The organism is Desulfatitalea tepidiphila (assembly GCF_001293685.1).
Classification (GTDB): domain Bacteria; phylum Desulfobacterota; class Desulfobacteria; order Desulfobacterales; family Desulfosarcinaceae; genus Desulfatitalea; species Desulfatitalea tepidiphila.
This window is the reverse complement of the sequence record NZ_BCAG01000004.1, coordinates 12,176-25,031: the sequence shown is the minus strand read 5'-3', so window position 1 is coordinate 25,031 and position 12,856 is coordinate 12,176. Positions and strand designations below refer to the sequence as shown.

General features: G+C 58.4%; 13 protein-coding genes. 12 read left to right on the top strand and 1 reads right to left on the bottom strand.

Going from position 1 to position 12,856, the window contains the following annotated elements; genetic code table 11:
* Positions 1-254: 254 nt before the first annotated feature.
* Complete coding sequence (locus DFT_RS17290) at positions 255-1,169, bottom strand: hypothetical protein (protein WP_152972063.1); 915 nt, start codon at positions 1,167-1,169, stop codon at positions 255-257.
* Between the two features lie 398 nt (positions 1,170-1,567).
* Here DFT_RS17290 and DFT_RS17285 point away from each other — a divergent pair, with 398 nt between their 5' ends.
* The 12 genes from DFT_RS17285 (at position 1,568) to DFT_RS17230 (ending at position 12,851) form a co-directional block, all read left to right on the top strand.
* Positions 1,568-2,677, top strand: a complete 1,110-nt coding sequence (locus DFT_RS17285) for a mechanosensitive ion channel family protein (RefSeq protein ID WP_054032528.1) — start codon at positions 1,568-1,570, stop codon at positions 2,675-2,677.
* Positions 2,678-2,755: 78 nt separating this feature from the next.
* A complete protein-coding gene (locus DFT_RS17280; RefSeq protein ID WP_161807192.1) occupies positions 2,756-4,921 on the top strand; it encodes a multiheme c-type cytochrome in 2,166 nt (721 codons plus the stop codon).
* A gap of 237 nt (positions 4,922-5,158) precedes the next feature.
* Positions 5,159-5,764, top strand: a complete 606-nt coding sequence (locus DFT_RS17275) for a superoxide dismutase (protein ID WP_054032526.1) — start codon at positions 5,159-5,161, stop codon at positions 5,762-5,764.
* A gap of 529 nt (positions 5,765-6,293) precedes the next feature.
* Positions 6,294-7,733 (top strand): F0F1 ATP synthase subunit beta, encoded by a 1,440-nt coding sequence (atpD, locus tag DFT_RS17270; protein ID WP_054032525.1) that lies wholly within the window; start codon positions 6,294-6,296, stop codon positions 7,731-7,733.
* Complete coding sequence (locus DFT_RS17265) at positions 7,730-8,116, top strand: ATP synthase F0F1 subunit epsilon (RefSeq protein WP_054032524.1); 387 nt, start codon at positions 7,730-7,732, stop codon at positions 8,114-8,116. Before atpD ends, DFT_RS17265 begins: the two co-directional genes overlap by 4 nt.
* Positions 8,109-8,435 carry an AtpZ/AtpI family protein gene (locus tag DFT_RS17260; protein ID WP_054032523.1) on the top strand — a complete coding sequence of 109 codons (327 nt, stop codon included), beginning with the start codon at positions 8,109-8,111 and terminating at the stop codon, positions 8,433-8,435. The genes DFT_RS17265 and DFT_RS17260 overlap by 8 nt, the downstream gene beginning before the upstream one ends.
* Positions 8,425-8,724 (top strand): N-ATPase subunit AtpR, encoded by a 300-nt coding sequence (locus DFT_RS17255; protein WP_054032522.1) that lies wholly within the window; start codon positions 8,425-8,427, stop codon positions 8,722-8,724. Before DFT_RS17260 ends, DFT_RS17255 begins: the two co-directional genes overlap by 11 nt.
* The gene (locus DFT_RS17250; protein ID WP_054032521.1) at positions 8,714-9,418 is read left to right on the top strand and encodes a F0F1 ATP synthase subunit A; all 705 of its coding nucleotides are present in this window, start codon (positions 8,714-8,716) and stop codon (positions 9,416-9,418) included. Before DFT_RS17255 ends, DFT_RS17250 begins: the two co-directional genes overlap by 11 nt.
* The gene (locus DFT_RS17245; RefSeq protein ID WP_054032520.1) at positions 9,411-9,689 is read left to right on the top strand and encodes a F0F1 ATP synthase subunit C; all 279 of its coding nucleotides are present in this window, start codon (positions 9,411-9,413) and stop codon (positions 9,687-9,689) included. Before DFT_RS17250 ends, DFT_RS17245 begins: the two co-directional genes overlap by 8 nt.
* Positions 9,690-9,692: 3 nt before the next feature.
* Positions 9,693-10,448: a F0F1 ATP synthase subunit B family protein gene (locus DFT_RS17240; RefSeq protein WP_054032519.1), complete on the top strand. Its 756-nt coding sequence runs from the start codon at positions 9,693-9,695 to the stop codon at positions 10,446-10,448.
* Positions 10,445-11,992, top strand: coding sequence for an alternate F1F0 ATPase, F1 subunit alpha (locus DFT_RS17235; protein ID WP_054032518.1), 1,548 nt, complete (start codon positions 10,445-10,447; stop codon positions 11,990-11,992). The genes DFT_RS17240 and DFT_RS17235 overlap by 4 nt, the downstream gene beginning before the upstream one ends.
* On the top strand, positions 11,967-12,851 hold the full coding sequence (locus tag DFT_RS17230) for a F0F1 ATP synthase subunit gamma (protein ID WP_054032517.1): 885 nt from the start codon (positions 11,967-11,969) through the stop codon (positions 12,849-12,851). The genes DFT_RS17235 and DFT_RS17230 overlap by 26 nt, the downstream gene beginning before the upstream one ends.
* Positions 12,852-12,856 lie beyond the last annotated feature (5 nt).

Sequence of the window (12,856 nt, the reverse complement as noted above, 5' to 3'; positions counted from 1 at the left end):
GAATGACCTTTACCTGAAACATGGAGCGGCTTTGTCGACGACAGGAGGCAGGGCGGCCGTATTCTTACCGGTCAAATTTTTACGGTACTGTCCGGCCACAATTTTTTGCGTATCCATCAGTTTTGATAAAACCTTAAAAAGTCGCAGAAGCGTCATGCCGGCGAACGCCGACATCCAGAACATATTGAAAAGACCGGATCCCGGCTCCCACTGGGATGACGGGAAAAACGAATTCCAGACTTTTTACATAGCCGTCAGATTTTACGCACGGCATAATCGCCTTTTTCAGGAATGACGTTCTGGATCAGGGTTTGGGTATGGTAGGCCATCACGAATTTTTCCAAAACCAGGGCAAACGCCGGCAGTGCCACCCAATGAAGGGCAACGGGTGTTCCCCGATGCAGGGCAAGGCCCTGTAGTACGAGTACCGTCATCAAGGCTGTTTCAAACAGCCCCGCAGCCGTGGCGATGATTTTGAAGCGGCTGTAGAAATAGCCGCCGCCGGGGATCAGCAGGGAGAAAAGCTTGGCTTTGAACGGCGTCTTGAATTTCATCTTGCAGGTCTCGCATATCTTGTCACCTGGCTGCAGGATATGCGTGCAGCTGGGGCACAGGTGAACCCGACTCTTCAATTGCCCGGCCTCCTTGGGTGAGAGCGTCACTCCGGCAATAAGGGTGCGCAGCTTTTTCTTTTCCTGACGCCCTAAATAGGGAAATGCTTCTTGTCTTCCGTTCTTATAATCAACATGCAGCGTGCGCCCTTTTATGATGATACGTGCGCAATCTTCATAAAGAATCTGGGAAACCGCCCCGTACTGGGAACGATTGAACCGCGTGGGCACATGCAGAATACGCTTGTTTGTGAAAATGAAGATCGCTTTCTTAAAATAGAGAAATGCGGGGCCGGTGATGAGTTGCTCTTTGATGGAAACCGGGGAGTATCCGGTGGTCAAACATCGGATGGTCTCCTCGTGATGAAGAAAAAATTTGATGAACGTGCTTTTCACGATCAGTTTGCGCTGACGCTTTTCCGTTCGGATTCTGTAAATTCCCTTGTGGTCGGAGAAGATGGTTTCACGGTCCACGGGAATGCCGAAGATAGTCAAGGGTTGACCGAAGATGTTCTGACTCCGAACGCTGTCGTTGCCGACGGCATGAACGCTGGGCATGGTTGCCTCCCGATCCTGCATACATGATGCCTTGGGCCATATCGCTGGATCATCGTGACACCCATCGATACGGGCATCGGTACGGGCTTCGGCCAAGACGTTCAGCAAGGTTTGTGCCAGAGGGATGCGCCACCGGGCGTTGAACCTTTGGCGCTGCGCACGCGCGTGGCGGCCGCGCTCCTTATCGAATCCTGTTCAAAATCGTTTTGGAACCGCCACTGCGGTGTATGCATACGCGCACACCTTTATTATCGAGTGCACACTTCCCAGGTCTGTCTACCGGACCGTCCGTTGAAACAGCGGGATGGGTGTTTATAATAATTGTTTGAAATGCCGATCACAATACCCCCGACCACCACTATTTTTTAAAAGATTCTCTAAGAAAGGAGAAAGCAGGCATGGAATTGCTGGACCACACGTTTCTTGGCAGTCCATTGAAAGATTGGCTGATCGCATTGTCTCTCGGCATCGGGTTTCTGGTGATCGTTCGCCTGATCAAAGGGATATTGGCGCGCCGTTTCATGGCCCGCGATCAGGTGAGGCATGACACTGTCTATTCACTGGTCGCATTGCTGGTCGAACGGATATCCATGACGGTCATCGCCATTCTGGCCATCGACATGGGGGCTTCCGGTTTACATAAGGGCGATGGGTTTCAGACGTGGATGTCGGCATTGTCGGTCATCGCCGTGATCGTTCAGGTGACGATATGGGGTAATGTCCTGATATCTTTTGCGCTCAAACGGTATCAGGCCAAGGTGCAAAATGCTTCCGGCGAGCGTATGACGACCATGCGCGCACTCGGTTTCGTGGGGCGATTCGTGCTGCTGTCCGTCGCCACCCTGCTGGCGCTCGATAACATCCCCGGCGTCAAAATTACTACCCTCATCGCCAGTCTGGGTATCGGTGGTATCGCGGTGGCCATGGCCGTGCAGAGTATCCTGGCGGATCTTTTTGCTTCGCTTTCGATTGTGCTCGACAAACCCTTCGTGATCGGAGATTTCATCATCGTCGACACCCACATGGGAACGGTGGAATACATTGGATTGAAAACCACCCGGATTCGCAGCATCTCCGGGGAGCAGTTGATTTTCGCCAACAGCGATCTTCTCAAGAGCCGAATTCGAAACTACAAACGCATGGCTGAACGGCGGGTGGTGTTTACCATCGGCGTACTCTATCAAACCTCCCATGACCAATTGCAATTGATCCCGAAAATCATTCGGGAGGCCGTCGAGGCCCGGGATCGCACGCGCTTCGACCGCTCTCATTTCCAGGGATTCGGCGACTCCGCGCTGAATTTCGAGACGGTTTACTATGTGCTGGACCCGGACTATAGCCTCTACATGGATATCCAACAGGCCATCAACCTGGAAATCTTCAGGCGTTTTCAGGAAGAAGGCATCTCGTTCGCCTATCCCACGCGAACGATTTTCCTGGAAACCGGGGTTGAAAATGCCAAGGCCCTGGGACCGTTTGTCGTCCAGGCCGAAGGAAGCGAGGCATAATCTGCTGCGACACAGACGAACATTGGCATGGGGGCGGCCTTTGTGCTACAAGCGGTCTCAAAATGAGGAGAGATGACCATGCCAAAGCGTCCCCTTTGCTATGCGATGTTCGGACTCGCGCTGCTGATCGGCGTCATTTTCCCACCTTCGGTTCGGGCAACGGAACAGTACGCCCGCGACACGGGTCAGGCGTGCATCTTCTGCCACCAGGAGAGCACCGGCGGTCAGCTCAAGACCGTTGGCTTTGCCTATATCCGCAACGGATACCGGTATCCGATCGCATCCTCGGTATTGGAAAAATCCGAACGGCTCCAGCAGCCGCTGCACAAGACGCTGAGGTTCGTCATCGGTTATCTTCACCTGCTGGCGGCGGTGATTTTTTTCGGCGCGATCTTCTATATCCATATTTTTGTCCGTCCGGCGCGGCTCACCGGCGGCATCCCCAAGCCGGAGCGTCTGTTGGGGCTCTCGTGCATGGCGACCCTGACCGCGACAGGTATCTATCTGACCTGGGCCCGCATGGACCGCTGGGAACAGTTCTTCGACAACACCTTCGGCCTCATGCTCTCGATCAAGATTCTTCTCTTCGCCCTGATGGTCGCCATCGGTCTGGCCGCCGTCACGGTGGTGCATCGAAAGATGAAGCAGACACCGCCGCCCGTAACAGGAAAGGATGAGATCTCCCGGGCCAACCTGGCGGGCTTTGACGGGGCCGAAGGCCGGCCGGCCTATTTTGTTTTTGAGAACGACGTGTATGACGTCAGCGACAGCGCCCGTTGGAAGGGTGGACGCCATTTCGGCAAGCACACTGCCGGCGCGGACCTGACCGAAGCCCTGAAAGGCGCCCCGCATGGCACCGAGGTATTTGAAAAGGTGCGCCGGATCGGCCCGCTCAAGGCCGGCTCGGCCGGTACGGGCAAGCCCCCGGCCGGACGCAGGGTGTTCGTGGTCCTGGCCTACACCAACCTGATGCTGATTTTCCTGATCCTGGCCTGCATCGGTGTGTGGCGCTGGGATTTTCCCTTGCGCTTGATACCTGAAAAACGGGACACCGCCATTGTGGGCCAGAGCTGCATCGATTGCCACCGTGAAAAGACGCCGGGCATTTTCATGGACTGGAACAATGGGGTTCACGCCCGGGTCGATGTGCACTGTGATAAGTGTCATCGCGCCATCGATGAGCAGGCCGTGCTGACCGCCCATCTCGAGCACTCTTCCCGGCCCATCTCGGTGGTCGTTTCCCCGAAACATTGCCAGGGGTGCCATCCCCGCCAGGCCGAACAGTATGCCCGCAGCAAACACGCCAACACCCATGAAATCATGTGGAAGATCGACCATTGGCTCAAAGACGGGATGAACAACACGACCGAAAGAACCACCGGCTGTCTGGCTTGCCACGGCACCGTGGTCGAGGTTGAAAACGGCAAGCCGTTGCCGGGCACCTGGCCCAACGTCGGGGTCGGACGGATCAATCCGGATGGCAGCAAAGGCAGTTGCACCAGCTGCCACACCCGCCACCGCTTTTCCATCGAAGAGGCGCGCAAGCCCGAGGCGTGCGATCAGTGTCACCTGGGCCCCGATCATCCGCAGATCGAAATCTATAACGAATCCAAACACGGCACCATCTATCACGCCGAAGGCCATCGTTGGACCTGGGACCCGACCAGTCGTCGGTGGGAAGCCGGCACACATTTCCGCGCACCGACCTGCGCCACCTGTCACATGTCGGCGGTGACCGGAAAATTCGACGTCTCCCACGATGTGACCGAGCGGCTCTCATGGGAGACCCAGGCCCCGCGGACCGTGCGGCCGGAAGATTTCGAACCCTTTCCGGCGGCCACCCGGTGGCAGGACGAGCGGCGGAAAATGGAGGCGGTGTGCCTCCAATGCCATTCCACCACATGGACCCAGGATCATTTTCGCAACCTGGATGCGGTGATTCATCACTATAACGACAATTACTTCGATCCCATTGAAAAGATCATGAACCAGCTCTATGACCAAGGACTCGTTTCCAGGGAGCGCCACTTCGATGAACCCATCGAGTGGCAATATTATGAGTTGTGGCATCATGAGGGGCGCCGCGCGCGTATGGGAACCGCCATGATGGCGCCCGATTATGCCTGGTGGCATGGATTTTACGAGCTGAAACATCGATTCGTGCATGTCCGGCAGATGGCCGCCGAACTCAAAGAGGGAAAGGGGAAGCATGTGTATGCGCCTTTCCCAGGCAGGATGGAGTAGACCCTGGATCGCCCCCCTTGACAACATGGCCATGCATTAAAAGGTTATTGTTCATGCCACCCACGCCGTCGTGATCCGACACGGCGCTCGCATCACTCACTCATCTGCGAAATGCCGTGACCTTCGGCGCAGGGGATGTGTCAACGATTGAATACTGTTCCCGCCCGTGATCCTGACAGCCGGAAGCGCAGAGCCGGCAGGGTCACGCGGCGGTTGCCAGTCTATAGGGGGTGAGTTATGAAACACACGTTACCCGAACTTTCCTATGGCTATGATGCATTGGAACCTTTCATCGATGCGCGTACCATGGAAATCCATCATACCAAACATCATCAAACCTATGTCGATAAACTCAACGCAGCCCTTGAGGGACACGACGCCTTGCAACGACTCAGCGTCGAGCAGTTGGTGCGCAACCTCAACGAGGTGCCCGAGGCCATCCGCACGGCCGTCCGCAATCATGGCGGCGGGCATGCGAACCACAGCTTTTTCTGGCCCCTTTTAAAGCAGGGCGTCGCTCCAGGCGGTCCGGCGATGGATGCCATTGTCAAGCGTTTCGGCAGCCAAGAGAAGTTCAAAGAGGACTTTTCAAATGCGGCCGCCCTGCTCTTTGGCAGTGGATGGGCCTGGCTCGTCGTGGACAGAGGGGAGCTGGAAATCGTGACCACACCCAACCAGGACAGCCCATTGAGCCAGGGCAAGATACCGATCATCGGCCTGGATGTGTGGGAGCACGCCTACTACCTGAAATACCAGAACCGACGACCCGATTATATCGCCGCATTCTTCAACGTGATCAACTGGGACCGGGTCAACGAAACCTTCGCGGCGGCCAAGGCTTGATCGGCTGATCGTTTGATGAAATTGGATAACCATCGCGTGCCGGGGGGCGGTGCCTCCCGGCATTTTACTGCTGGCCGGTCAAACCAACGATCTGCGGTTCTAACTGAATTTGATTCACATTGGAGGACTAGCTTTTTAGAAGTTGTTTGATAATAAGACGCATGGCAATGGGCATGGCAGGCGAGGATAGGGCTGGTGGCCAGGGCCACATACGCCTGCGGTCCTAGTGCCGGTTTAATGCAAACGGTGGACAAGCGGCCCAGACTGTTTGAGCGCAGCGAGTTTCTGGGCCGCCCGCCGTGCATTTTACCGGCACTTGACCGCATGGCTTGTGGCATCGGCCACCTGTTCTATCCTCGCCGGGTTTAATGACCGTTTTTCAGTTAGAATCCTCGGCCAATGACCAATTCGGTTGCACCCCCTGCCGTGTTCCTATAGGATAGTTTCTACGTTTAATGCCGATCCTCGGCCCTTATCCATCCTCCATGCGCGTTGGATTTGCGTGTGATTCCTCATGCCAGGAACGAACATGGACGATCGAACCAGCCCGCAAAATGTCAATGAAGGCATCGTGGTGTCGGTTCGCGGCAGCATCGTGGACCTCTTTTTCAGGGATCGTCTGCCGCCGCTGAACGCGTTGATCCATGCCGGTGCAAACGGCGACATCCCCATCGAAGGGGTCTCCCACCTGGACGCCAACCGCATTCGGGGCATCGCCCTGTGCGCCACCTCCGGCCTCGGTCGGGGCGACCCGGCCCGAACCGACGGCACCCCCCTCACCGCTCCGGTGGGGCGATCGCTTTTGGGCCGGATGTTGAATGTCTTCGGAACCCCCATCGACGGCCAGGGAGAGCTGGAAGATGTGGCCCTGCGTTCCATCCATGGCACACCCCTGACGCTGTCCGCACGCATCGCCCATCAGGAAATTTTTTATACCGGCATCAAGGCGATCGATCTGCTGGTGCCTCTGGAACGGGGCGGCAAAGCCGGGCTTTTCGGCGGGGCGGGCGTGGGAAAGACGGTGATCATCACCGAGCTGATTCACAACATGGTGGGCAAGCATCAAGGCATGAGCATCTTTTGCGGCATCGGGGAGCGCTGCCGAGAAGGCGAGGAGCTTTACCGTGAGATGGGTGAGGCCGGCGTGCGCGACAACACCGTCATGGTCTTCGGCCAGATGAACGAACCGCCCGGCGCCCGGTTTCGCGTAGGACATTCGGCCCTGACCATGGCCGAATACTTCCGCGACGACCTGGGACAGGACGTCCTGCTGCTCATCGACAATATTTTTCGATTCATCCAGGCCGGTTCCGAACTGTCCGGCCTGTTGGGCAGGCTCCCCTCCCGCATGGGATACCAGCCCACCATGGGCACCGAGCTGGCGGAGCTTGAGGAGCGCATCTGCAGCACCCGCAAGGCGGCCATCACCTCCATTCAAGCAGTTTACGTGCCGGCCGACGATTTGACCGATCCATCGGCCGTGCACACCTTTTCCCATCTTTCCGCCTCCATCGTCTTGTCGCGCAAGCGGGCGGGTGAGGGGTTCTATCCGGCCGTGGATCACCTGCAGTCCCGCTCCAACATGCTCCAGCCCCGCATCGTGGGCCAGCGCCATTACGATGTGGCCCGGGAGGTCCGAAAAACTTTATCCAACTATGAAGACCTGAAAGACATCATCGCCATGCTGGGCATCGAAGAGCTGTCGCGCGACGATCGCAACACCGTATATCGCGCCCGGCGCCTGGAACGGTTTTTGACCCAGCCCTTTTTCACCACCGTCCAGTTTACCGGCATCGAAGGGCGCTTCGTGGACATCGAGGAGACGATTTCGGGGTGCGAGCGGATTTTGAACGACGAATTCTCGAAGGTTCCCGAAAGCGCCCTCTACATGATCGGCACCTTGGATGAGGTTCGCTCCGAATCGGCGGCCGAATCGGCGGCCGAAGGGGCGCAGGAGGGAGCCTCGTGAACCTGACCATCTACTTGCCCACGGATATTTTTCTGGACACGGCCGCGACGAAAATCGTAGGCGAAGGGCCGGCCGGATCCTTCGGTATCCTGCCCCGGCACATCGATTTTGTGACCGCCCTGGTGCCGGGTATCCTGAGATACCTGCCGCCGTCCGGGCCGGAGCAATTCCTCGCCGTGAAAGGCGGCATCCTGGTCAAACAGCAGGAGCGGGTCACCATCGCCACTCAGTTGGCCGTCTCCGGTGAACTGGGCTTGCTCAAAGCGACAGTGGACCGGATGGTCAACGAGATGGATGATCGGGAAAAGCAGGCCCGAACGGCTGTCGCCCGCCTGGAGGCCGGTTTCATCCGTCGATTTATGGAGTTCGGGAAAAGTGCCTGAAGCCTTCGACAAAAAGGAACGGTCGTTCAGAGGGGCCGTGGCGGTCCGCGAAAAACGCAAACTGCGGGCTGATAAGAAAAAAGAGGAGACCTTCTGGTTCGGCCTGGGCATGTTCGGGTTGGTGGGCTGGTCCGTGGCCGTTCCCACCCTGGCCGGTATTTTCATCGGGCTCTGGATCGATATCAAATATTCGGGCCGGTATTCGTGGACCCTGATGCTCATGGTGTTCGGCCTTGCCATGGGATGCATCAACGCGTGGGTCTGGATCTCCCGTCAACGGGAGGCCATCCGCCAAGAAAGAGAGGACAATGGCAATTGATCCCCTGGACATCGGCATCGGCGCCGCGTGGGGCGCCTTCCTCGGTCTCTTGTTTTTCGGCGGCCTGTGGTGGAGCCTCAAGGATATCTCCCGCCGCAGATCCCCCCGGCGATTTCTGGGGATCAGCTTTTTCGTGCGTGCCGTGGCGGCCCTGGCCGGCTTGTGGCTGGCCCTGCAACACAGCGTTGCGGCTTTCGGGTCGGCCCTGGTCGGTTTCGGCGTCATGCGGTTTCTGATGACGCGTTGGATCGGCCTGGCACACAAGGGAGGGCATCACCGTGCACATTAGTCCGGACAACGTCATCTTCTGGCAATCGGGCCTCCTGGTTCTGAACCGGACCATTCTCTTCACCTGGGCGGTCATGGCTCTGCTGGCCGTCGGATCGTGGCTTCTGACCCGGCGACTCTCATCGACCGGAAGGGTGTCGCGCCGGCAAATCATCCTCGAAGCGGTTGTGTCCGCCATCAGCGGGCAACTCAAAGCGGTCACGCCGCATCAACCCAAAGGCCTGCTGCCCTTGCTGGGTACCCTGTTTCTGTTTATCGCCGTTTCCAACGTTCTGTCCGTCGTTCCCGGATTTCATCCGCCCACCGGCTCCCTCTCCACCACCAGCGCCTTCGCCCTGGTCGTGTTCGTGGCCGTGCCCGTTTACGGCGTCTCTAAAATGGGGGTTGTGGACTATCTCTCCAATTATCTCAGGCCCTCCTTCTTCATGCTTCCCTTCAACATCATGGGAGAGATCAGCAGAACCCTGGCCCTGGCCGTTCGTCTTTTCGGCAATGTCATGAGCAGCAACATGATCGGTGCCATTTTACTGCTCATCGCACCGCTTTTTTTCCCTGTGCCGATGCAACTGCTCGGGCTGCTCACCGGTGTTGTTCAGGCCTATATTTTCACCATACTGGCGGCGGTGTACATCGGCGCCGCCATGGAAGCTCAAACCAGATCCGGAAAACGACCAAAGGAGAAGCGCTATGAGTGATTTAGCATGGGTGGCCGTGGCCTCCATAGTGGCCTCGGGCTTGTGCATCTGCATCGGTGGCATCGGTCCGGCCATCGGTGAGGGGCGGGCCCTGGCCCAGGCCCTGGCCTCCATCGCCCAACAGCCCGACGAGACCAACGCCATCACCCGGACCCTCTTCGTCGGCATGGCCATGGTGGAATCCACCGCCATTTACGCCTTTGTGGTGACCATGATTTTGATTTTCGCCAATCCTTTCTGGAACTATTTTTTATCCCAGGCCGGGGGGTAACACGTGCTCATCGACGGATTCACGGTTTTCGCCCAGATGGTCAATTTCCTGGTGCTGGTGCTGCTGCTGAAGCGGTTCCTGTATGGCCCGGTGATGCGGGCCATGGCGGACCGCGAGGCGCGCATCGCAGCATCCGTGGCGCAATCCGAAGCGGCGAAAGAGGACGCCCGGCGGCGCGCCGAAGAACTGGCCGCCCAGCAGCGGGCTTTGACGGAAGATCGCGCCAAATTGATGGCCGACGCCAAGACCGAAGTCGAACAGTGGCGGACAGAAAAGATCGAACGGCTTCGGACGGAGATCGAGGCCCTGCGTCAATCCTGGATGGAAAAGGTGGACAACGATCGACAGGCCTTCCTGATGAACCTCAAAACCGATGCCGTCCGCCAGGTGATGCGCATGGGCGGCCAGGTGATCCGGGATCTGGCCGACGACAAGCTCGAGTCACGGATCATCTCTGTCTTCATGGAAAAAATGGCGGAAGGGAAGAACGAATTTCAGAGTGCCACCTATGCCGGTCCCGTGCGGTTGATCTCCGGATTCGAACTCGGCGAAGCGGACAAGGCAAGGGTTCGGGACATGTTCGCCCGGTGGTTTCCATCTGCCGGAAGCATTGGGTTCGAGATCTCCCGGGACCTGGGCATGGGCATCGAAGCCCTGGCTGGCGACCGGAAAGTGGCCTGGAACCTGGACAAGTATATCAAGGACCTGGAGAAGGAAATTCTTCGGGCCATTCCACCAAAGCGCCGGAATGCCGCATGAAAGAGTTCGATATCCATTCCATCCTCGATGAAGTTTCCCGGGCCATGGGCCAGGCCATGGAGAATTACAGCCCCCTGCCGGAAACCGAAGAGATCGGCACCATCCGATCCGTGGAAGAAGGCATTGTCTGGGTCGGCGGATTGACCCGGGTCCAATTCGAGGAACTGGTGCTCTTCGACGACGAAAGCATGGGCATGGTGCTCGATATTCTTCCCGACCGGGTGGGAATCGTGCTCTTCGGGTCCAACGACACCCTGGCTTCGGGTCAGCGCGTGGCCAGAACCCATCGCATCCTGGACATGCCCGTCGGCCCGGAGTTCCTGGGGCGTGTAGTGGATCCCCTGGGCCGTCCGCTGGACGGGCTCGGGTCCATGGGGGAAACGGAGCGGCGCGAGGTCCTCAAGGAGGCGCCGCCCATTCTGGACCGCTCTCCGGTGGTCAAGCCCCTGCAAACCGGCCTCAAGGTGGTGGATGCCTTGATTCCCATCGGCCGGGGGCAGCGGGAATTGATCCTTGGCGATCGGCAGACGGGAAAGACCGCCATCGCGCTGGACACCATCATCAACCAGCGGGGCAAAGGGGTCAAATGCATCTACTGCGCCATCGGCCAGCGGAGCGCCGGTGTGGCCAAGACCATCTCCGACCTCAAGGAGCGGGGCGCCATGGACTATACCACCGTCGTGGTGGTGGAAGGGGACGACCCGCCCGGGCTTCAGTATATCGCACCCTACGCGGCCACCACCATGGCCGAATATTTCATGCACCGAGGCGAGGACGTCATGGTCGTTTATGACGATCTGACCCGGCACGCGCTGGCCTACCGGCAGCTGTCGCTGCTGTTGCGCCGGCCCCCGGGCAGGGAGGCGTTTCCCGGCGATATTTTTTATATCCACTCCCGCCTGCTCGAACGGGCGACCCATCTGAAGACCGAGCTGGGAGGCGGCAGCCTCACGGCACTGCCCATCGCAGAAACCGAGGCTCAGAATATATCGGCCTACATCCCCACCAATCTGATCTCCATCACCGACGGCCAGCTTTACCTCTCCCCGGACCTGTTTCAGAAGGGCGTCCTGCCGGCGGTGGAGGTGGGCAAGTCGGTTTCCCGGGTGGGCGGCAAGGCCCAGATACCGGCCTACCGGAAAGTGGCCGGCGATTTGAGGCTCTCCTATACCCAGTTTCACGAACTCGAATCCTTTGCCCGCTTCGGCGCCCGCCTGGACGACAGCACCCGCAAGAGTCTGAACCACGGCCTGCGGGTGCGGGAGGCCTTGAAACAGGACCAGTTTTCCCCCTTGACGGCCGCCCGGCAGATCGCCGTGCTGCTGGCCGTCACCCGGGGATATCTGGACCCTGTCCCCGAAAACCGGATGGCCAGGGCCCAGGAGGCGGTTTTCGAGAAGATCGAGGCCGCCCTTCCTGATCTGGAGGATCGTATCGACACCATTGGATCCGACGATCCGCTGTGGGAAAAGATGGATCAGGTGATCCGCGATGCCATAAGGGAAGTCGAGGCACCCGATGCAGACCCTGGAAGTTCTGGATAAGAAAATAAGGACCGCCGAGGAGTTGCTCTCGGTGGTCAAGACAATGAAGAGCCTGGCGGCTGTCAACATCCGGCAGTACGAGCGCGCCGTGGTGTCGCTGGAAGCCTATCGCCGGGTCGTGGATCAAGGGTGGCAGGCCCTGTTCCGGTACGCCGGGGTGGAACCCGGCCCTGTCTCGAACAAGCAGGCGGTTGTGATCGTCATCGGATCGGACCAGGGCATGTGCGGTCAGTTCAATGACATCATCGCCGCCACGGCCTTGGCCGAATCCCGAAAACGCCGCGAAAAGGACGTGGCCGTGACGTTCTGGTGCGTGGGGGAGAGAGTCGCCGCCGCCATCGACGATGGCGGCGACCCGCCGTCCCTTGAATACCAGGCGCCGGGGAGCCTGACCGCCGTGCACCACATGGTCGGCGACATGATCGGCAAGTTGGAACGCTGGCAGCGTACCCGGGGCACCGAGTCGTTTTACCTCTGCCACAATGCGCTTTCCGGAAAAATGGGGTATGAACAGACGTTCTATCCTGTCTTGCCGCTCGACCACAGCTGGATGCGCCGCCATCAAGAGACACCCTGGCCGAGCAAATGCATCCCCCTGCTGGGGCTTTCCGGTCAAGAGCTGTTTCGGCAGCTGTTCCGGCAATACCTTTACGTCTCTATTTACAGGGCCCTCGTGCAGTCCCTTGCCGGGGAAAACTCGGCACGCCTGGCCGCCATGCAATCGGCGGAAAAAAATATCGATGAACTCCAGGGGGATTTGAAAAAACTGTTTCGCGAACAGCGCCAGATGAACATCACGAATGAACTGCTGGACATCATATCCGGTTTCGAGGTCCTGAAAGACAGAACGGCGTTGTAGCGGTC